General features: G+C 69.3%; 18 protein-coding genes and 1 riboswitch. Of the genes, 9 read left to right on the forward strand and 9 right to left on the reverse strand.

Annotated elements, in window-relative coordinates; translation table 11 throughout:
* The first annotated feature begins 3 nt into the window (after positions 1-3).
* The 6 genes from smc to M9M90_RS17635 all read left to right on the forward strand — a co-directional run bounded on the left by smc (position 4) and on the right by M9M90_RS17635 (position 6,161).
* The gene (smc, locus tag M9M90_RS17610) at positions 4-3,447 is read left to right on the forward strand and encodes a chromosome segregation protein SMC (RefSeq protein WP_254837156.1); all 3,444 of its coding nucleotides are present in this window, start codon (positions 4-6) and stop codon (positions 3,445-3,447) included.
* A gap of 167 nt (positions 3,448-3,614) precedes the next feature.
* Entirely contained in the window at positions 3,615-3,962 is a 348-nt protein-coding gene (locus tag M9M90_RS17615) for an AtpZ/AtpI family protein (RefSeq protein ID WP_254834542.1), read from the forward strand.
* Between the two features lie 11 nt (positions 3,963-3,973).
* On the forward strand, positions 3,974-4,798 hold the full coding sequence (locus M9M90_RS17620; protein ID WP_254834543.1) for a F0F1 ATP synthase subunit A: 825 nt from the start codon (positions 3,974-3,976) through the stop codon (positions 4,796-4,798).
* 30 nt (positions 4,799-4,828) lie between these two features.
* Entirely contained in the window at positions 4,829-5,053 is a 225-nt protein-coding gene (locus M9M90_RS17625) for a F0F1 ATP synthase subunit C (protein WP_254834544.1), read from the forward strand.
* 19 nt (positions 5,054-5,072) lie between these two features.
* Positions 5,073-5,666, forward strand: a complete 594-nt coding sequence (locus M9M90_RS17630) for a hypothetical protein (RefSeq protein WP_254834545.1) — start codon at positions 5,073-5,075, stop codon at positions 5,664-5,666.
* 3 nt (positions 5,667-5,669) lie between these two features.
* Entirely contained in the window at positions 5,670-6,161 is a 492-nt protein-coding gene (locus M9M90_RS17635) for an ATP F0F1 synthase subunit B (RefSeq protein ID WP_254834546.1), read from the forward strand.
* 63 nt (positions 6,162-6,224) lie between these two features.
* Here the strand turns inward: M9M90_RS17635 and M9M90_RS17640 are convergent, their stop codons facing one another.
* From M9M90_RS17640 to M9M90_RS17670, 7 genes are all read right to left on the reverse strand, one after another.
* Positions 6,225-6,536, reverse strand: a complete 312-nt coding sequence (locus M9M90_RS17640; protein ID WP_254834547.1) for a hypothetical protein — start codon at positions 6,534-6,536, stop codon at positions 6,225-6,227.
* A gap of 130 nt (positions 6,537-6,666) precedes the next feature.
* Entirely contained in the window at positions 6,667-8,247 is a 1,581-nt protein-coding gene (gene gcvPB, locus M9M90_RS17645; RefSeq protein ID WP_254834548.1) for an aminomethyl-transferring glycine dehydrogenase subunit GcvPB, read from the reverse strand.
* Positions 8,244-9,590 (reverse strand): aminomethyl-transferring glycine dehydrogenase subunit GcvPA, encoded by a 1,347-nt coding sequence (gcvPA, locus tag M9M90_RS17650; RefSeq protein ID WP_254834549.1) that lies wholly within the window; start codon positions 9,588-9,590, stop codon positions 8,244-8,246. The genes gcvPB and gcvPA overlap by 4 nt, the downstream gene beginning before the upstream one ends.
* A gap of 5 nt (positions 9,591-9,595) precedes the next feature.
* Positions 9,596-9,961 carry a glycine cleavage system protein GcvH gene (gcvH, locus tag M9M90_RS17655; protein ID WP_254834550.1) on the reverse strand — a complete coding sequence of 122 codons (366 nt, stop codon included), beginning with the start codon at positions 9,959-9,961 and terminating at the stop codon, positions 9,596-9,598.
* A gap of 14 nt (positions 9,962-9,975) precedes the next feature.
* A complete protein-coding gene (gene gcvT / locus M9M90_RS17660; protein ID WP_371876937.1) occupies positions 9,976-11,124 on the reverse strand; it encodes a glycine cleavage system aminomethyltransferase GcvT in 1,149 nt (382 codons plus the stop codon).
* A gap of 151 nt (positions 11,125-11,275) precedes the next feature.
* Positions 11,276-11,369: riboswitch (glycine riboswitch) on the reverse strand.
* 55 nt (positions 11,370-11,424) lie between these two features.
* Positions 11,425-13,209, reverse strand: coding sequence for an arginine--tRNA ligase (gene argS, locus M9M90_RS17665; protein ID WP_254834551.1), 1,785 nt, complete (start codon positions 13,207-13,209; stop codon positions 11,425-11,427).
* A complete protein-coding gene (locus M9M90_RS17670) occupies positions 13,206-13,886 on the reverse strand; it encodes a Tat pathway signal sequence domain protein (protein ID WP_254834552.1) in 681 nt (226 codons plus the stop codon). Before M9M90_RS17670 ends, argS begins: the two co-directional genes overlap by 4 nt.
* A gap of 129 nt (positions 13,887-14,015) precedes the next feature.
* Between M9M90_RS17670 and ispH the strand changes: the two genes are divergently transcribed.
* On the forward strand, positions 14,016-14,975 hold the full coding sequence (ispH, locus tag M9M90_RS17675) for a 4-hydroxy-3-methylbut-2-enyl diphosphate reductase (RefSeq protein ID WP_254834553.1): 960 nt from the start codon (positions 14,016-14,018) through the stop codon (positions 14,973-14,975).
* Here ispH and M9M90_RS17680 read toward each other — a convergent pair.
* Complete coding sequence (locus tag M9M90_RS17680) at positions 14,972-15,199, reverse strand: hypothetical protein (protein ID WP_254834554.1); 228 nt, start codon at positions 15,197-15,199, stop codon at positions 14,972-14,974. The two genes, ispH and M9M90_RS17680, sit on opposite strands and share 4 nt — an antisense overlap.
* Before the next feature lie 86 nt (positions 15,200-15,285).
* On the opposite strand from M9M90_RS17680, the gene thrB reads away from it, so the two are divergent.
* Together thrB and rnhA are read left to right on the forward strand one after the other, a co-directional pair.
* Positions 15,286-16,251: a homoserine kinase gene (thrB, locus tag M9M90_RS17685; protein WP_254834555.1), complete on the forward strand. Its 966-nt coding sequence runs from the start codon at positions 15,286-15,288 to the stop codon at positions 16,249-16,251.
* Positions 16,248-16,691, forward strand: a complete 444-nt coding sequence (gene rnhA / locus M9M90_RS17690) for a ribonuclease HI (RefSeq protein ID WP_254834556.1) — start codon at positions 16,248-16,250, stop codon at positions 16,689-16,691. Before thrB ends, rnhA begins: the two co-directional genes overlap by 4 nt.
* 46 nt (positions 16,692-16,737) lie before the next feature.
* On the opposite strand, the gene M9M90_RS17695 is transcribed toward rnhA, so the two are convergent.
* Positions 16,738-19,449: a TonB-dependent receptor gene (locus M9M90_RS17695; RefSeq protein ID WP_305885123.1), complete on the reverse strand. Its 2,712-nt coding sequence runs from the start codon at positions 19,447-19,449 to the stop codon at positions 16,738-16,740.
* Positions 19,450-19,548 lie beyond the last annotated feature (99 nt).

Consider the following 19,548-nt stretch of genomic DNA (forward strand, 5'->3'; position numbering starts at 1 on the left):
GACCTGCACTTCCAGCGCCTCCGTCTCTCCGGGTTCAAGTCCTTCGTCGAGCCGACGGAGTTCCGGATCGAGCCTGGGGTCACGGGGATCGTCGGGCCGAACGGCTGCGGCAAGTCCAACCTGCTGGAAGCCCTGCGCTGGGTGATGGGCGCCAATTCCGCCAAGGCCATGCGGGCCGGCGGGATGGACGACGTGATCTTCGCCGGCTCCGGCGACCGCGCCTCGCGCAACCACGCCGAGGTCACGCTGACCATCGACAACGCCGACCGCAAGGCGCCGGCGGCCTTCAACGACGTCCCGGTGCTGGAGGTGGTCCGCCGCATCGATCGCGGTGCGGGCTCGACCTACAGGATCAACGGCAGGGAGGTTCGCGCCCGCGACGTGCAGCTGCTGTTCGCCGACGCGTCCACCGGCTCCAACTCCCCGGCCCTGGTGCGCCAGGGGCAGATCTCGGAGCTCATCGCCGCCAAGCCTCAGAACCGCCGGCTGATCCTGGAAGAGGCCGCCGGGGTCTCGGGCCTGCATTCCCGCCGCCATGAGGCCGAGCTGCGATTGCGGGCGGCCGAGACCAACCTCTCGCGGCTTGACGATGTGGCGGGCGAGCTGGAGAGCGCGCTCAACCGGCTGAGGCGCGAGGCCCGCCAGGCGGAGCGCTACAAGAAGCTCTCGGCCGAGATCCGCTCCCTGCAGGGCGCGGTGCTGTTTTCCCGCTGGGCCGAGGCCAAGGGCGCGGCCGAGCGGCTGGCGACCGAGGCCGCCGACGCCGCCCGCGCCGTGGAGGAGACCGCCCGGCAGGCGGCGAGCGCCACCACCCTGGCGGCCCAGGCCGAGGAGGCCATCGCCCCGCTGCGAGAGACCGAGACCGTGGCGGCCGCCATCCTGCACCGCCTGGCCATCGACAAGGACCGCCTGGACCGCGAGGGCGAGGCCATCGCCGCCGAGGTGGAACGACTGGTCGGCGAGGTCGGCCGCATCGACGCCGACCGCGCCCGCGAGACCCAGATCGTCGAGGACGCCGACGTCGCCCTGAAGCGCATGGCCGACGACCTGCAGGCGCTCGAAGCTGCCATCGCCGCGGCCCCGGACCGCTCGACCGAGCTGGAAGCCGCCGCCCGGGCCTCCGACGCCGCCCGCGTCGCCGCCGACGAGGCGGTGGAGGAGCTGGCCACCCAGGCCGCCGCCGACGAGGCCCGCCGCCGGGCCGGCGCCGCCCGGGTCGATGAGGCCACCAACCGCGTGTCGCGCACCCGCCGCGCCCTGGACCAGGCCAGGACCGAGCGCGAACAGCTCGGCCCGGCGGTCAATCCCCAGACCGCCCAGGCGCGCGCCGAGCTGGAGCGCGCCGAGGCGACGCTGACCACGGTCCGCGCCGCCCTGGAGGCGGCCGAGGAGGAGCGCAGCAAGGCCGCCGCCGCCGAGAACGAGCTTCGTGAGGCCGCCCGCAAGCAAGACGATCAGCTCGGCCGCCTGACCGCCGAGGCCCGCGCCCTGGCCCAGATCGTGGCCCAGCAGCGGCGCGGCGGATTCACGCCGGCCCTGGACGAGGTCGCCCCCGATCGCGGCTATGAGAGGGCGCTGGCCGCCGCGCTGGGCGACGATCTGGACGCGGCGCTGGATCCCAAGGCGCCGGCCTTCTGGGGTGGACGCGAGGCCACCGCTCCGGCCTGGCCGAGCGGCGCCCAGCCCCTGGCCCCGCTGGTCAAGGCCCCGGGCGCGCTCGCCGCCCGCCTGGCCTTCACCGCCCTGGTCCCCCGCGAGGACGGCGACCGGCTGCAGGGCCAGCTCGCCCCCGGCTGCCGTCTGGTCTCCCGCGAGGGCGACCTCTGGCGCTGGGACGGGTTCACCGCCCGCGCCGACGCCCCCAAGCCCGCCGCCGTGCGGATGGAACAGAAGACCCGGCTGACCGAGGTCGAGGCCGAGATCGAGCTCATCTCGCCCAAGGCCAAGCTCGCCAAGGACGCCCTGGCCGCCGCCACCGCCCGGGTCCGCGCCGCCGAGGAAACCCTGCGCGCCGCCCGCCGCGAGCCGCCGGCCGCCGAACAGAAGGTCTCCGCCGCCCGCGCCACCGTCGAGAAGCTGGACCGCGAGGCCGCCCGCCGCGAGGCCCACGCCCAGTCCCTCGACGACGTGATCGGCCGCTTCGAGGCCGAGCTCGCCGACGCCGAATCCATCCTGCGGGTCGCGGTGAGCGAATCGGCTGAGGACACCGCCGTGGGCGACCTGCCGGCCCGGCTGGCCCAGGCCCGCGCCGCCGCCGGACCCGCGCGCGAGGCCGCGTCCGCCGCCCGCTCGGCGCTTGAGATCGAGGTCCGCGAGCGCGACGGACGCGCCCGTCGGCTGGAGCATCTGCGCCGCGACGCCGACGACTGGACCCGCCGCGGCCAGGCCGCCGCCAGGCGCCTGGAGCACCTGGTCGAGGCCCGCGCCGGCGCGCAGGGCAAGCTGGACAAGGCGCACGAGGCGCCGGCCACGCACCAGGCGCGTCTGCAGACCCTGTTGGACGAGCTGTCCCAGGCCGAGGCCCGCCGCAGCCAGTCGTCCGACGCCCTGGCCCATGCCGAGGGCGCGCGGGCCGAGGCCGACCGCGCGGTGCGGGCCGCCGACGCGGCCTCGTCCCAGGCCCGCGAACTGCGCGCCTCCCTCGACGCGCGCCTCGAGGGCGCCGGCGAGCGGCTGGCGGAGGTCACCGGCCAGATCCGCGAGACCGCCCGCATCGAGCCCGAGCAGCTCGGCCGCAAGCTCGCCGACGACGCGGTGGCCATCCCCGCCGAGCCAGGCGGCATGGAGGCCCACCTCTACAATCTGGAGCGCCAGCGCGACGCGATCGGCCCGGTGAACCTGCGCGCCGAGGAGGAGGCCGTCGAGCACGCCGCCCGCCTGGAGACCATGCAGACCGAACGCGCCGACCTGACCGGCGCCATCGCCCGCCTGCGCCAGGGCATCGACGAACTGAACGGCGAGGGCCGCGAGCGCCTGCTGGCCGCCTTCGAGGTGATCAACGAGCACTTCAAGACGCTCTTCCAGGCCCTGTTCGAGGGCGGCCAGGCCGAGCTGCGCCTGGTCGAGTCCGAGGATCCGCTGGAGGCCGGGCTGGAAATCTACGCCTGCCCGCCCGGCAAGCGCATGGCCACCATGAGCCTGATGAGCGGCGGCGAGCAGGCGCTCACAGCCGCGGCGCTGATCTTCGCGGTGTTCCTGGCCCAGCCGTCTCCGATCTGCGTGCTGGACGAAGTGGATGCTCCGCTGGACGACGCCAATGTCGACCGGTTCTGCAATCTGCTCGACGAAATGCGCCGCCGGACCCAGACCCGCTTCATCGCCATCACCCATAATCCGGTGACCATGGCGCGCATGGACCGGCTGTTCGGGGTCACCATGGCCGAGCGTGGGGTTTCGCAATTGGTCTCGGTCGACCTGCGCCAGGCCGAGGCCATGGCGGCGCAATAGCGCACCTGGGCGCATCCGCCACTTATCACCCCGAAAACGCCATATAAATCAGGCAGTTAATAACTGCCCTCGCAACCTTGACGCACTGCAACCGCGTCTATAGGTTCCGCGCGACCTAAAGCCCCCGCCGTGGCGGCAGACGTCGCGGTCGAAAGGCCCTTCGACGTATGCCCAGGACGGACGAGACGAAATCCGAGACCCACAGTCTCGAATCGCGCCTCGAAGCGGCCGAGTCGGCGCAGGCCCGCAAGGCCAGCGGCGAAACGCACCGGGCGATGGCGCAGGGTTACCGCTTCATCGGTGAAGTGGTGGGTGGGGTGCTCATGGGAGTCGGCCTCGGCTGGCTCATCGATCGCTACGCCGGCACGGCCCCATTCGGGCTGGTCGGCGGTTTGCTGATCGGTTCGGGGCTTTCCATTTTCGTGGCGGTGCGAACCGCGACGCGGAATACCAAGGACGCGATGGCGAAGGCCGGGCCGCTGCCCGCCGTCGCCGACGACGAAGACGAGGATTGAGGACCGTACTGGTGGAACAGCCTGCCATTGAACCGATGCACCAGTTCCTGGTCCAGAAGCTCGTCCAGGGACCGGTGTTCAACATCGGCGGCCTGACCTTCGACATGTCGATCACCAATTCGGTGGCCAGCATGATCGCCGGCGCGATCATCCTCATGGCCTTCTTCGCCATGACGGCGCGCGGCCAGCTGGTGCCGAACCGTGGCCAGGCCCTGGCCGAGGCGCTCTACAACATCGTCGACCGCGTGCTGGTCACGCCGATCATCGGCCCCGGCGGCCGGCCCTACATCCCCTACCTCTTCACCCTCTTCACGGTCATCCTGGTCCTGAACCTGATGGGCGTGCTGCTGGCGATCGGCAATCTGGGCGGCCTGACGCTCACCTTCACGGTCACCTCGCAACTGGCGGTCACCGCGACCCTGGCCGTCCTGACCTTCTTCAGCGTCTTCTTCCTGGGCTTCATCAAGCACGGCCCCAAGTTCCTGGGCCTGTTCTTCCCCTCGGGCATGGGCGTCATCGGCGCCATCCTGATGGCCCCCATCGAGATGATCTCCTACTTCGTGCGCCCGGTGACCCTGGCCATGCGACTGTTCGGCAACATGCTGGGCGGCCACGTCGTGATGAGCCTGTTCGGCTCCTTCGTGGTGGCGCTGGGCCTGGTCGCCCTGTCGGGCGGGGTCGCCGCCCTGGCCATCGTCCCCAGCGTCCTGTCGTTCGCCATGATCGTCGGCCTGACCGGCCTCGAGCTGGTGGTCGCCGTTCTCCAGGCCTTCGTGTTCACCGCGCTGGCCACCGTCTATCTCAACGAGGTCGTGAACTTCGGTCACGGCCACTAACCCAAGCTACTTCTCAAGAGGACTATTCAAATGGAAGCTGAAGCCGCGAAGCTTATCGGCGCTGGCCTCGCCACCTCGGGCATGATCGGGGCCGGTATCGGCCTGGGCACCCTGTTCGGCAACTACCTGCAAGCCGCGATCCGTAACCCGGCCGCCGCCGCCAGCCAGCAGACCATGCTGTTCCTGGGCATGGCCCTGACCGAAACCATGGGCCTGTTCGCCTTCGTGGTCTCGCTGATCATCCTGTTCGCCTAAGCCTGCGACCGAGCGCCCCATGGCGATGCAATCTCACGAAGACGCTGCCGCGACGGGCCACGAGCCCGCCGCGCCCGGCCAAGAGGCCGGGGCCGCGGGCGCTCACGAAGGTGCGGCCGGCGGACACGAGTCCAGCGGCCTGCCGCAGTTCGACTTCTCCCAGTGGCCCGGGCAGATCGCCTGGTTCCTGATCATGTTCTTCGTCGTGATGGCGTTCATGCGCTTCTTCGCGACGCCGAAGCTGGGCGGAACCATCGAGGCGCGGGACGGCAAGATCGCCGGCGACATCGCCGACGCTCGCCGCATGAAGGACGAGGCCGACACCCAGGCCCAGACCGCCGCGGCCGAATCCACCCAGGCCCACGCCAGGGCGCGGAAGGTTGCGGGCGACGCCCGGGCCAAGGGCCAGGCCGAGATCGCTGCTCGGCTCGCCGAGGAAGAAGCCAAGCTGGCGGTCATCGCCTCCGAGGCCGAGGCGCGTATCGCCAAGGCCCGTGACGCGGCGATGGCCAATGTCGCCAGCATCGGTCGGGACACCGCTCAGGCGATCGTGGCGAAGCTCACCGGCAAGTCCGCCACTCCGGCCGAACTGGCCGCCGTGGCGAAGGGATAGACGATGGAACTGCTGATCGACGCGCACTTCTGGGTCGGCGTCGCCCTCGTCGTGTTCCTGGGCATCCTGGTGTTCGCCGGGGTCCACAAGTTCGCCTGGAAGGCGCTCGGCGACGCCGGGGCCAAGGTCCAGGCGCAGCTCGACGAAGCCGCGGCTCTGCGCAAGGAAGCCCAGGCGCTGCTGGACGACATCAAGCGCCAACGCGACGAGGCCGAGAAGGCTGCGGCCGAGATGCTGGCCAACGCCCAGGAAGACGCCAAGCGCATGGCGCTCGAGGCCCAGGCCAATCTCGAAGACCAGATCAAGCGTCGCGGCGCCCTGGCCGAACGCAAGATCGCCAACGCCGAGGCCCAGGCCGCGGCCGAGGTGAAGGCCGCCGCCGCCGAGTTCGCCGCCCAGATGGCGGAGGACCTGCTGGTCAAGCGGCTGGCGGGCGCTTCCAGCGATCCGCTGGTCGACGGGGCGATCAAGCAGCTGGCGACCAAGCTGCAATAGGCCTGCCAGATCCTGATACGAAAACGGCGGGCCTCGCGGCCCGCCGTTTCTGTTTTGCTGGAGCTATTTGGCCTGAGAGGCTTGCGACTTGCGGCGGCGAAGCAGGCGTCGCAGCGGCGAGATCACCCGCGGATGGGCCTGGTGCAGGCGCACGAAATGGCGCCGCGCCTTGAACGAATTGCGCAGGATGACCATCAGCCCGACCACGATGACCGGTATGCCGCCGGGACCCGGGATCGGGGCGATCAGCACGCCGAGCAGCACGATCACGGCGCCCAGGCCGACGAACCCAGCGCGCACGAGTCGCGCCGCCAGTTCGCGGGCGGCGTCGTCGGGCGCGCGATGAGCGCGCATGCTGGGCATGGCGTAGGACACGTACGTTCAACCTGGGTGTAGCGCCCGCGCGCCGTTCTTGGGGAGGACCGGCGGTCGAGCTCACTGCGATATGAGAACGTAGTAGGGAGTCGTAAAGACGACCCTGCAGTTAAATTTCGTCCATTCGTTGCTATTCAGCTGCAATCGGCGCCGGAGACACACCTGCGAGCTCCGGCTTCCACGTCAAGCGCGGTTTCCGGGCCGCCAGGGTCTCGTCCAGCCGCCGCAGGGGCGCGAGGTAGGGCGCCCCCTTGAACCGATCTACGTCCCCCGCCTTGGCTGCCTGGGCCAGCAGGACGAGCGCGTGGCAGAAGCGGTCGAGCTCCTGCTTGGACTCCGTCTCGGTCGGTTCGATCAGCATCGCGCCGTGCACGACCAGGGGGAAGTACATGGTCATGGGGTGGAAGCCCTCGTCGATCATCGCCTTGGCGAAGTCGAGGGTGGTCACGTCGGTGCCCTCCAGCCAGGCGTCGTCGAACAGGGCCTCGTGCATGCAGGGGCCGTCCGGGAAAGCCGGGGTCATCACCACCGACAGCTTGGCCTTGATGTAGTTGGCGTTCAGCACCGCGTCCTCGGCCACCTGCCGCAGGCCGTCGGCCCCGTGGCTCAGCATGTAGGCGTAGGCGCGGACGAACATGCCCATCTGGCCGTGGAAGGCGCTCATGCGGCCGAAGGCCTGGGCGGCCTCGCCCTCGGCGTCCTCCACCAGCTTGAAGCCCTCGCCATCGGAGACCACCCAGGGGGCCGGCGCGAAGGGCGCCAGGGCCGCCGACAGCACCACGGGGCCCGCACCCGGCCCGCCACCGCCATGGGGCGTGGAGAAGGTCTTGTGCAGGTTGATGTGCATGGCGTCGACGCCCAGGTCGCCCGGCCGCACCCGGCCGACGATGGCGTTGAAGTTGGCGCCGTCGCAGTAGAAGTACGCGCCCGCCTCATGGGTCAGGCGGCCGATCTCGATGACGTCGCGCTCGAACAGGCCGCAGGTGTTGGGATTGGTGACCATGATCGCCGCCACGTCGGGCGAGAGCTTGGCCGCCAGGTCGGCGATGTCGACCCGGCCGTCGTCGGTCTGGGCGATCTCCACCACCGAATAGCCCACGAAGGCGGCTGTGGCGGGGTTGGTGCCGTGGGCCGAGGTCGGCACCAGCACCGTGCGGCGATGCCCCTGGCCATTGGCCTCGTGCGCCGCCTTGATGGTCAGCAGGCCGCACAGTTCGCCGTGGGCGCCGGCCTTGGGCGACATGGCCACGGCGGGCATGCCGGTGAGGGTCTTCAGCCAGTGGGCCAGGCGGTCGATCAGGGCCAGGGCGCCCTGGACCGTCGACTGCGGACTCAGCGGATGCAGGTCACCGAAGCCGGCCAGTCGCGCCATCTTCTCGTTGAGGCGCGGGTTGTGCTTCATGGTGCATGAGCCCAGCGGATAGAGCGCCAGGTCGATGGCGTGGTTCTTCTGGCTGAGCCGCACGTAGTGGCGCATGGCCTCCGGCTCCGAGAGCCCCGGCAGGCCGATGGGGGCGGTGCGCACCAGGTCGCCCAGGTCCGAGGCGTCGTGCTGGGCGGGCGCGAGGTCGACGCCGGTCTTGTCCCAGCCGCCCATCTCGAAGATCAGGGCCTCATCCTGCAGCAGGCCACGCGCGCCGGTGAGGGACTGGCGCGACGTCTCGAGGACGGCTTCCGGGCGGGTCGGGCGGCCCACATTGAGCATGGTCATTGGCCGGTCCTCCGGGCGAGGGCGTCAGCGAAGGCGGCGATGTCCTTCGTGGTGGTGGTTTCAGTGGCGGCGACGAGCAGGACGTCGTCCATGCCGGCCTCGGGCGCCAGGCGGAAGAACGGCACGCCGGCGACAATCCCGTCGGCCAGCAGGGCCTCGACGGTGGCCGCCGCGTCGCCCTTCAGGCGGATCGCGAACTCGTTGAAGAACCGTGGCGTGAGGATCTCCACCCCGGCGACCTTGGCGAGCGCGTCGCGCAGCTCGCGGGCCTTGGAGTGGTTGAGCTCGGCCAGTTCGCGCAGGCCCCGCTCCCCCAGCAACGACAGGTGGATGGTGAAGGCGAGCGCGCAGAGGCCCGAGTTGGTGCAGATGTTCGACGTCGCCTTCTCGCGGCGGATGTGCTGCTCGCGGGTCGACAGGGTCAGCACGAAACCGCGCCGGCCTTGCGCGTCCACCGTCTCGCCGCACAGGCGGCCCGGCATCTGGCGGACCAGCTTCTCGCGGCAGGCGAAGAGCCCGATATAGGGGCCGCCGAAGTTCAGGCCGTTGCCGATCGACTGGCCCTCGGCCACGGCGATGTCGGCGCCCATCTCGCCGGGCGACTTCAGCAGCCCGAAGGACACGGTTTCGGTGGTCACCACGATCAGCAGGGCGCCGGCGGCGTGGGCGGCCTCCGCGATCTTCGTCACGTCGGTCACCACGCCGAACACGTTGGGGGTCTGGACCACGACGCAGGCGGTCTCGGCGTCGATGGCCTCGATGACCGCGGCCTCGGCGTCGATGGCGGCCGGCAGGCGGGTGATGTCCATGCCCTCGGCATGGGCGATGGTCTGGGTGGTGGCGGCGTAGTGCGGATGCAGGCCGCCGGAGACCACGGCCTTTTTCCGGCGGGTGACCCGCTGGGCCATCATCACCGCCTCGGCGCAGGCCGTGGAGCCGTCGTACATCGAGGCGTTGGCGACCTCGAGCCCGGTCAGCGCAGCCACCTGGGTCTGGAACTCGAACAGGACCTGAAGGGTCCCCTGGGCGATCTCCGGCTGGTAGGGCGTGTAGCTGGTCAGGAACTCCGACCGCTGGATCACGTGGTCGACCGTCGCCGGCACATGATGGCGATAGGCGCCGGCGCCGCAGAAGAAGGGGCCCGCCCCGGCCGGCCGGTTCATGGCCGCGAGCGCTGAGAGCTCCCGCTCCACCTCCAGCTCGCCCGCATGCAGCGGCAGGTCGAACAGGTCGGCCTTGCGGGCGGCGGCGGGCACGTCGGCGAACAGGTCGTCGATGGTGGCCGCGCCGATGATGCCGAGCATCTCGGCGCGGTCGGCCGGGGTAAGCGGAAGGTAGCGCATGGGTCTTACAGGGTCCCCAGGAAGTCTTCGTAGGCGGCGCGGTCCATCAGGGCCTCGTACTCGGCCTTGTCGGCGATCTTGATCTTGGCGAACCAGCCGGCCTTCTCGGGTTGGTCGTTGACGGTCTCGGGCGCGTCGCCCAGGGCGGCGTTGCCCTCGACCACCTCTCCGGAGATCGGCGCGTAGACGTCTGAAGCGGCCTTGACGCTCTCGACCACGGCCAGGCCGTCGCCGGCCTTCACGGCCTTGCCCGCCTCGGGGGTCTCGACGAACACCACGTCGCCCAACTGATCGGCGGCGTAGGCGGTGATGCCGATCGTGGCCACGTCGCCATCGAGGGAGACCCACTCATGGTCCTTGGTGAAACGCATCTGGGCGGTCCTTCTCAGAGCTTGCGGATGTAGCGATGGGGAACGAAGGGCATGGCGGTGACTTCCGCCGCCTGCGGCTTGCCCCGGACGATGACTTTCAGCTTCGTGCCGGCCGCGGCGAGCGCTGGGGGCACGAAGCCCATGGCGATGGGCTTGCCGAGCGAGGGCGAGAACCCGCCCGAGGTCACGACCCCGACCACGTTCCCGGCCTCGTCGGCGATCTCGGCGCCCTCTCGGGCCGGGGCGCCTTCCAGCACGGTCAGGCCGACACGCTTGCGGCTCACCCCCTCGGCCAGCTCCCGGGCGATCCGGCTCGCGCCCGGGAAGTCGCGGGCGTCGCGGCGCTTCTTGGAAACTGCGAAGCCGAGGTCCGCCTCGATGGGACTGACGGTCTCGTCGACGTCGTGCCCGTAGAGCGGCAGGCCGGCCTCCAGGCGCAGGCTGTCGCGGGCGCCGAGGCCGATCGGCCGCACCCGCTCGTCGGCCAGCAGCAGGTTCCAGACCCGCTCAGCCTCGGCGGCCGGGACCGAGATCTCGTAGCCGTCCTCGCCGGTATAACCCGAGCGTGAGACGATGACGTCGGTCCCGAAGGCCTCGAACGAGGCTGAGTCCATGAACACCATCTTCGCGGCCTGGGGCGCGTGGGCGGCCAGCACCTCGGCGGCCTTGGGACCTTGCAACGCCATCAGCGCCCGGTCATCCAGGCGGTCGATCCGCACCTGGCCGGCCAGCTCGCTGTCGATGACCTTGAAATCGTTGTCCTTGCAGGCGCCGTTGACCACCACGAACAGGCCGTCGTCGCCCCCCCCATCGGGAGAGATTGGCCGGGCGGCCATCAGGTCGTCGATGATCCCGCCCGTCTTGTTGAGCAGGACGGAATAGCGCTGCTTGCCGGGCTTCAGGCCGATGAAGTCGCCGGGGGTGACCTCCTCGAAGGCCGAGAGCGGCGAGACCCCGCGCAGGCGGGCCTGGCCCATGTGCGAGACATCGAACAGGCCGGCGTTCTCGCGGGTCCAGAGATGCTCCTTCAGCACCCCGTCCCTGTACTGCACGGGCATGGAATAGCCGGCGAAGGGCACCATCCGCGCGCCGGCGGCGATATGCGCGGCGTTGAGCGGTGTGGTCTTCAGGGTCTCGTCGGACACGCTTGGACTCCGGCTGATGATCTCGCGCGCGCACGGGAAGGCTTCCCGCAACGCATGCGCCCCCGCTGTCCCTGATGCCTGAGAGATTTAGAGCCTTCCGCGAACTGGAAGACCCCCTGCTCCTTCGGCGAGCGCCCTCGAACGGGGGCGCCTACTTTCCAGCGTTCATCAGCTCTGCGCGGTCCTTTTGCCTGAGCGTTTCCGGGGCGGTTGCGCCTTCGGCTCCGGGTCCCGAAGGGCCCGATCTCTCCCGCGAGAGTCGAGGCGGAACCTGTTCGAACAGGGCGCCCAAGTCAATGCGCCACGTCGCGGGCCCGCCTACATCCGTTCGGGCGCTTCAATTCCAAGCAGTTCCAGGGCCTGCTCCAGCTGGCGGAGGGTCGTCTGCGCGAGCGCCAGGCGCGAGGCCCGTACCGGGGCCTCGGCGGTCATGATCGGACAGGCCGCATAGAACTTCGAGAAGGCCTGGGCGAGCTTGTAGGCGTGCTCGGCCAGGAAGTTCGGCGCCTTCTTGTCATAGGCGTCGGCCAGGGCCTGGTCGAAGGCGTCCAGCAACAGGACGAGGTCGCGCTCGGCCGGCTCGGAGACGGTGATCTGCCCGGCCTCCACGCCTTCGTCGGCGGCCCGGCGCAGGATCGATTTCACCCGCACCGCCTGATAGAGCAGATAAGGGCCGGTCTTGCCCTCGAAGCTGGAGAAGCGGTCCAGGTCGAAGACATAGGACGTGCCGCGGAAGTTCTGCAGGTCGGCGAACTTAAGCGCCGCCACCGCCACCTTGTGCGCGGTGTCCTCGAAGGCTTCCGGATCCAGCTCGGCGCCCAGGCCCGCCTCGTGCAGGCGCTCACGGGCCTTGTCGCGGGTCATGACGATCATGTCGTTCAGCTTCAGAACCCCGCCCTCGCGGGTCTTGAACGGCTTGCCGTCCGTGCCGTTCATGGTGCCGAAGCCCACATGCTCCAGTTGGCCCTCGGCGGCGTAGCCGGCGATCTGGGCGGCGCGGAAGACGATCTCGAAATGGTCGGCCTGGCGCTGGTCGACCACATAGAGGACCTGATCGGGGCCGAAGGTCGCCTTGCGGTCGACGATGGTGGCTAGGTCGGTGGTGCCGTACATGGCCGACCCCTCCGACGAGACCACCAGCAGCGGCGGCAGCTCGCGCTTGTCGCCCTGGCGGGTCACCCGGATGATCCGCGCGCCCTGGTCGTCGACCAGCAGGCCCTTGGCGTCCAGCTCCTCGACCATCGGAGCGATCAGCTGGTCGACATCGCTCTCGCCCTTCCAGATGTCGAAATCGACGCCGAGGGCGTGGAAATCGCGTTCCAGGGCCACCTTGGTGACCTTGGCGAAGTGTCGCCACAGCAGGAAATGTCCCGGCTTGCGGGCCTGGAGCTCGGCGGTGAGCTTGCGGGCGCGGTCGCGGTATTCAGGCTCGGCCTTGCCGCGGGCGGCCGCCTCCGGATAGAGGCGGTCCAAGTCGCCCAAGCTGACGTTCTGCTCGAAGACCGCGACGGCCTGGGCGTCCTCGCCGGTTCCGGCGTTGAGAGCGTCCACCGCGCCCTTGACGGCGGGGTTCTCGTCGGTGACCGCCCCGATCAGCAAGCCCATCTGATAGCCCCAGTCGCCGAAGTGGGCGTCGCCCACCACGCTGTCGCCCCGGAACCGGTAGATGCGCTTGATGGACTCCCCGATGATCGAGGACCGCAGATGGCCGACATGCATCGGCTTGGCCACGTTCGGTCCGCCGTAGTCGACGAGGATCTTGCGCGGCGCGACGACCGGCGCGGCGCCCAGACGCGGGTCGGCGGCGATCTCGCGCGCCCGCTGTGAAAGGGCCGCGTCGCTGAGCTTGAGGTTGATGAAGCCCGGCCCGGCGATCTCCACGCCGGCCAGGCGGGTGTCGCCCGCCAAGCCCGCGACGACCTCGGCGGCCACCTCGCGTGGGTTGCGCCCGGCGCGCTTGGCGGCCGGCAGGGCGCCGTTGCACTGGAAGTCGGCGAGATCGGGCCGGTCGGACGGCGTCACGCGGCCGAGTTCGGCCGGCAGTCCCGCCGCGGCGAAGGCGGTCCCGACCGCTTCGCTGAGGCCCCGTTTCAGATCGCTCATCGCGGTTCGGCGGAGCCCGCGACCGTGGCCTGGCCGGCGTTCACCCGGAAGCGCTTGCCGTCCCGGTTGAAGGCCGCCATCTGCGGCGTCACGTCGAAGCCGACCAGGATCTCGAAATTCGAGCCGCTGGTGGTGGCGGTGGCGCGCGGGATGGTGATCTGGCCGATCTCCTCGGTGGCGTAGATCCGGTCCTGGCCCTCGGCGAACTTCACCGGCAGGTCGAAGTACTGCTTGGTGATGACGCTGTCGTTGCGCTTTGTGACGGCGACCCAGTAGCGGTAGCTCTTGGTGTCGGCGGTCGCCTGGGGACCCTTGCCCAGCTCGAACAGCACTTCCATCGTCACCTTGATGGGATCGCTGTCCTTGTACTGGCAGCCGGCCGAGATGCCCTGGATCTCGCCCGAATAGGCGACATTGGCCGAGGCCTCGCGGTTGTCCTTGAACTCCACATAGCGCGCGGCGTCGTAGAGCACCTTCACATACGGACAGGGGCCGGCGTTGCGTAGGGCCGGCAGCGGCGCCTGGACGTCGCTCCATTCGCTCTCGCGCTTCTTCTTCTTGGCCGCCTCCTGCTCCTGGCGCTCCTGGTCGTTGGGCCGGCGCTGGGCGGCGGCAAGCTCGGGAACCGCGGTGACGGCCAGGGAGAGGCCGGCGGCGAGCAGAAGGGAACGGCGCATTGGGGGTCGTCCAAACATGAAGGGCTAAGGGCCGTCTCCGGCCCCCCGCGGTCGGTCTCCTACTAATGGCTATCGAATGCGGCCGCAACGCGGCTGGCGGTGAAGCCTGCGAGCCCCTAGTTTGTCGCCATGTTGCAAGACCCCCGTCCCCGCCGTCCGCTCAAGGTCCTGCTGGCCACGCCGCGCGGGTTCTGCGCCGGCGTCGACCGCGCCATCCAGATCGTCGAACGCGCCATCGAGAAGTACGGCGCCCCGGTCTATGTGCGCCACGAGATCGTCCACAACCGCCATGTGGTGGACCGGCTGAAGGCCCTGGGCGCGGTGTTCGTGGAGGAGTTGTCGGAGTGCCCCACCGACCGGCCGGTGGTGTTCTCCGCCCACGGCGTGCCCAAGTCGGTGCCCGCGGAGGCCAAGGGCCGCCAGATGCTTTATCTCGACGCCACCTGCCCCCTGGTCTCCAAGGTGCACGTGGAGGCGCAGCGGCATTTCGACTCCGGCCGGGAGATCGTGCTGATCGGCCATGCCGGCCATCCCGAGGTGGTCGGCACAATGGGCCAGCTTCCGGACGGCGCGGTCGCCCTGATCGAGACCGTCGAGGACGCCCGAGCTTACACGCCGAAGAACGCCGCCAATGTCGCCTTCGCCACCCAGACCACCCTGTCGGTGGACGACACCGCCGAAATCGTGGCCGCGCTGAAGGAACGCTTTCCGGAGATCTCCGCGCCCCACAAGGAGGACATCTGTTACGCCACCACCAACCGCCAGGATGCGGTGAAGGCCGTGGCGTCTCAGGCCGAGGTGCTGCTGGTGCTGGGTTCGGCCAATTCGTCGAACTCCGTGCGGCTGGTCGAGGTGGCGCGGCGCTCGGGCGCGCGGGCCGCCCATCTGATCGATGACGCCGCGGGCCTGGACCTGGCCTGGCTGGACGGCGCGTCCACCGTCGGGATCACCGCCGGCGCTTCCGCGCCGGAGGATCTGGTCCAGGGCCTGATCGACCGGCTGGGCGAGGCTTTCGACGTCACGGTGGAGGACGTCGACACCGTGCTCGAGACGGTGAGCTTCAAGCTGCCCCGGCTGCTGAGCGCCTAGGTTTCCAGAGCCTGGAAGGTCCTGTTGTAGCGTTTGAGGAAGGCGCGTCCGCGGCCGGCCCGCACTTCGTGGTCGATGTCGAGCTCGGCGGTGGCCGTGACCCCGTGCGGAGTCCGCTCGACGTGGATGACGTCACCCACCTCCAGTTTGAGGGCGGCGCGCGCCTCGTCGTCAAAGACGGCCACGACATCGGGCCCTCTCTGCTCAAGCTTCAATGCGATCATTGGGAGCCTCCAACAGGGGCAATCTAGCACGAGCCGGCCCAAGGCGTCTTGACCGCTCGCCCGGCCTCCCGCATCCCGGCGCCAGCATGGCCGTCTATACCGACATCACCGACGAGGAGCTGACCGGGCTCCTGGCCGACTTCGACCTCGGCGCTCCCCTGGCGTTCAAGGGGATCGCCGAAGGCGTGGAGAACTCCAACTTCCTGCTGGAGACCGAGGCCGGGCGCTTCTTCCTGACCATCTACGAAAAGCGGGTCCGCGCCGACGAGCTGCCCTTCTTCCTGGGCCTGCTGAGCTGGCTGTCCGAGCACGGCTATCCCAGCGCCGCGCCGGTCGCCGACCGGGCGGGCAAGGTCCTCACCGAGGTGCGCGGCAAGCCCGCCGCCATCGTGACCTTCTTGCCAGGCCTGTCCGTGCGGCGGCCCACCGCCGCCCATTGCCGCGAGGCGGGCGAAGGCCTGGCCCGGCTGCACCTGGCGACCCAAGGCTACCCCGGGACCCGCGCCAACGACCTGGGCCAGGACGCCTGGGCCCCGATGTTCGAGCGCCTGGCCGGCGCGGCCGACGCCCTGAAGCCGGGCCTCGCCAAGACGATCGCCGGCGACCTCGACAGGCTCGCGGCGCGGTGGCCGACGGGTCTGCCCGCGGGCATCGTCCACGCCGACTATTTCCCCGACAACGTCTTCTTCCAGGGCGGCAAGTTCGCCGGGACGATCGACTTCTACTTCGCCTGCATCGACGCCTACGCCTACGACATCGCCGTGGCGCTCAACGCCTGGTGCTTCGAGGCAGACGGCAGTTTCAACATCACCAGCGCCCGCGCCCTGGTGGCAGGCTACGAGGTCCACCGGCCGCTCAGCCCCGCCGAGCGCGCGGCCCTGCCGATCCTGGCCCATGGCGCGGCCATGCGTTTCTTCCTGACCCGCCTGAACGACTGGGGGGCGACGCCGGCCGGCGCCCTGGTGCGGCCCAAGGACCCGCTGGAATACGAGCGCAAGCTCGCCGTCCATCGCGCCGCGCCGGACCTGGTGCTGTTCGGAGACCCCACGTGACGCCTGAAGTGGTGATCTACACCGACGGCGCCTGCTCGGGGAATCCCGGCCCCGGCGGCTGGGGGGCGGTGATGATCTCCGGCGCCCATGTGCGCGAGATCTGCGGCGGCGAGCCGGCCAGCACCAACAACCGCATGGAGCTGATGGCCGCCATCCAGTCGCTGGAGGCCTTGAAGAAGCCCTGCAAGGTCGAGCTGCACACCGACTCGACCTATGTGATGAAGGGCATCTCGGAGTGGATCCACGCCTGGAAGAAGCGCGGCTGGAAGACCGCCGACAAGAAGCCAGTCAAGAACGATGACCTCTGGAAGCGCCTCGACACCGCCCGCCAGCGCCATGACGTCGCTTGGCGCTGGGTGAAGGGCCACAATGGCCACGAACTCAACGAACGCGCCGACGCCCTGGCCCGCCAAGGCCTGAAGGACGCCCTTCCCGCCTGACCGCCGTGCGGAGGCTCCGGCGGCGCGCGCCACCGGAGCCCTGTTCCTAGAAACCCTTGGTGATCGCGATCCCATAGAGCCGCGGGTCAAGCAGGAAGATACTGCGCGTCGCGCCCAGGTTCTCGTCGGCGATGTCGAACCCGACGATGGTGTCCTCGTCCTGCAGGTTCTTCACGAAGACCTGGATGTTGAGGTCGAGGTCGGCATTGGCCAGGATCAGGCTGGCGTTGATGTTGTCCCAGGATCGGATGCCGTCGAAGCTGGCGTTGTTGTAGCGCATGAAGCTGTCGGACTGGCGGTAGTAGTCGCCCCGCAGGGTGGCGGTCCACGCGCTGGGCAGCTCCCAGCGGTACTGGGCGCCCAGCGACACCGTCCACTTGGGCGCATTGGGCAGCTCGTTGCCCTTCAGGTCCTGCAGCACCCCCTCGCCGACCCCGCCAGTATAGAGCGAAACGCCGGGTCCATAGGTGTAGGCGCCCGCCGCCAGGGCCGCGGCCGTTGCCGGGGCATTGCCCGCCGCCACCAGTCCCGCCGTCACCGAGGCCGCGCCCGAGCAGACCCGGTTGGCCATGGTCGCCGGCCCGCCCGGCGCCTGGAGGATGGCGGCCAGGCCGGCGGCGTTGACGATGCAGCCGCCGGAGGTCGAGTTCCCATAGACATAGGCGGGATTGCCCTGGGTCCGGTTGAAGGAATCGATCACCAGGCCCTTCTCGATGCTGGTGTCGAGATAGCCGATGTTGGCGTTGAGCTTCAGGCCGTCGATCGGCGCCCAGACCGACTCCAGCTCCAGGCCCTTGATCTTGGCGTCGATGTTCTCGTTGAACACCGATTTGTTGACGCTGCGGCCGATCTGATAGCCCTGATAGTCGTAGTGGAAAGCCGTCAGGTTCAGCAGCAGGCGGCCGTCCCAAAGGGTGTTCTTCAGGCCGAATTCGTAGGCGTTGACGAATTCCGGCTCGTACTCGGTCTTCAGGCCCAGGACGACGACCCCGGGCGGATTGAAGCCGCCGCCCTTATAGCCCTTCGAATAGGATCCATAGATCAGGGTATCGTCCGTGAAGCTGAGATCCGGCGACCAGTCGACGTTCAGCCGGCCCGTGGTTTCCTTGAACTCCACGACCTGGGGCGCGGTGAAGACCGGGCCGCGGCCCGGCGTGAACAGGGTCGAACCTGAGCCGCGGGTCCATTTCTCGTCATCGGTGTAACGCAGGCCGAGCGTCGCGCGGAGGGTCTCGGTGGCCTGCCAGTAGAGCTCGCCGAACACCGCCTTGGACTTGAGCCGGTACTCGGTGCGGCTGACGAAATAGTTGTGGCCCGAGAAATCGGGCTCCTTTAGCGGGTCGACATAGGCGCTCGGCAACAGGAGCTTGACCGCCGCGGTGGCGGCGTTGGCCGCCACATAGGTGAAGTTTAGCGCCTCGTAGTCGAGATAGATGCCGCCGATATTGAAGTTGAGCGGCCCGTCGAACTTCGACTGCAGCCGCACCTCCTGGCTCCATTGCTCCGAGTGGCCGATAACGCCGGACTCGCTGACGAGACGGTCGACGCGCCCGATCTGCGGGTCGACGAGGAAGCCGTCCGGCGCGCGCGGGCCGATCGGGAAGACCACCGACGAATAGCCCCCGGTCGAGTCGCCGCGAGCGTAGTTCTCATTCTCATTATAGCTGGTGAGCGAGGTTAGGGTCAGCGAGGGGGTCATGTCCCACTCGATATTGGCCTCATAGACGTCGGTGCGGGGCCGGTAGACTGGCCGCCCCAGGACCTCGACCTCACGCAGGTTGCGGGAGATCGTCTTGCCGAGGAACGAGTCCACCGGCTGCAGGCCGATCTGTCGCGCCAGGATACCGGTGAAGGTGGAGAGCTGGTTGGTCGTACCGAACGCGTTTGGATCGTAGACCGAGGCCGGCAGGCAGCCCTGGGTCAGACCCGCCTGGGCCGCACCGGTGGGCACGCCCTGCACCGAGGTCAGGCCGACGTCCTTGACGCAGAGCTGTTTGCGCGCCCCGCGGGTGTCGTCCTCCGAGAAGGTGTCCCACAGCAGGAAGCCGCGCAGGGTCTCGGTGGGCGTAAACGCCAGGGTCACGCGGCCGGCCCAGATGTCGCGGCTGTCGATGTCCTGACCGTTCAGGGTGTTGCTGGTGTAGCCGTCGCGCTGCAGGGCGAAGCCCGCGGCCCGCACGGCCAGCTTGTCGCCCAGCGGCACGTTGATGAAGACCTGATATTTCAGCGCCTTGTAGTTGCCGAACTCGGCGGTGATCGAGGCGTCGAACTCGTCCGTCGGCTTGTTGGTGATGATGTTCACCACCCCGCCGGTGGCGTTGCGTCCGTAGAGCGTGCCCTGCGGACCGCGCAGCACCTCCACCCGCTCGACATCGTAGAATTCCGCGTCCGCCAGCCGGTTGGCGGTGAGGGGCACGTTGTTGTGGTGGATGCCGACCCCGTCGTCGCCGGACAGCGAGATGAGCTGGGCGCCGACGCCGCGGATCTGGAAGTTGGTCCGCAGCGCCCGGCGAGTGAAGCTGAGATTAGGCACCGACTGGACCAGTTGGCCGCCGGTGTCGATGCCTTGAGCCTTGAGGGTCTGCTCGCTGAAGGCCGAGACGGCGATCGGCACGTCCTGGACCGACTCCTCGCGCTTCTGGGCCGTGACGATCAGTTCGTCCAGCAGGGAGCCCTGCGAACTCTGCGCGTGGGCCCAGCCCGGCGTCGTGCAAGCCAGCGCGAGCGCCGACACAGACACCATCCATGCCTTGGTCATTCTTCCCTCCCACGTTTCCACGGCCCTCATCGTGCGGGACCGGTTGCGTCCGACGCCAAACGGATTTGACGGAACATTGAAATGTTGGGCCGCCAAACA

Source organism: Phenylobacterium sp. LH3H17 (assembly GCF_024298925.1).
In the GTDB taxonomy this organism is placed as follows: Bacteria; Pseudomonadota; Alphaproteobacteria; order Caulobacterales; family Caulobacteraceae; genus Phenylobacterium.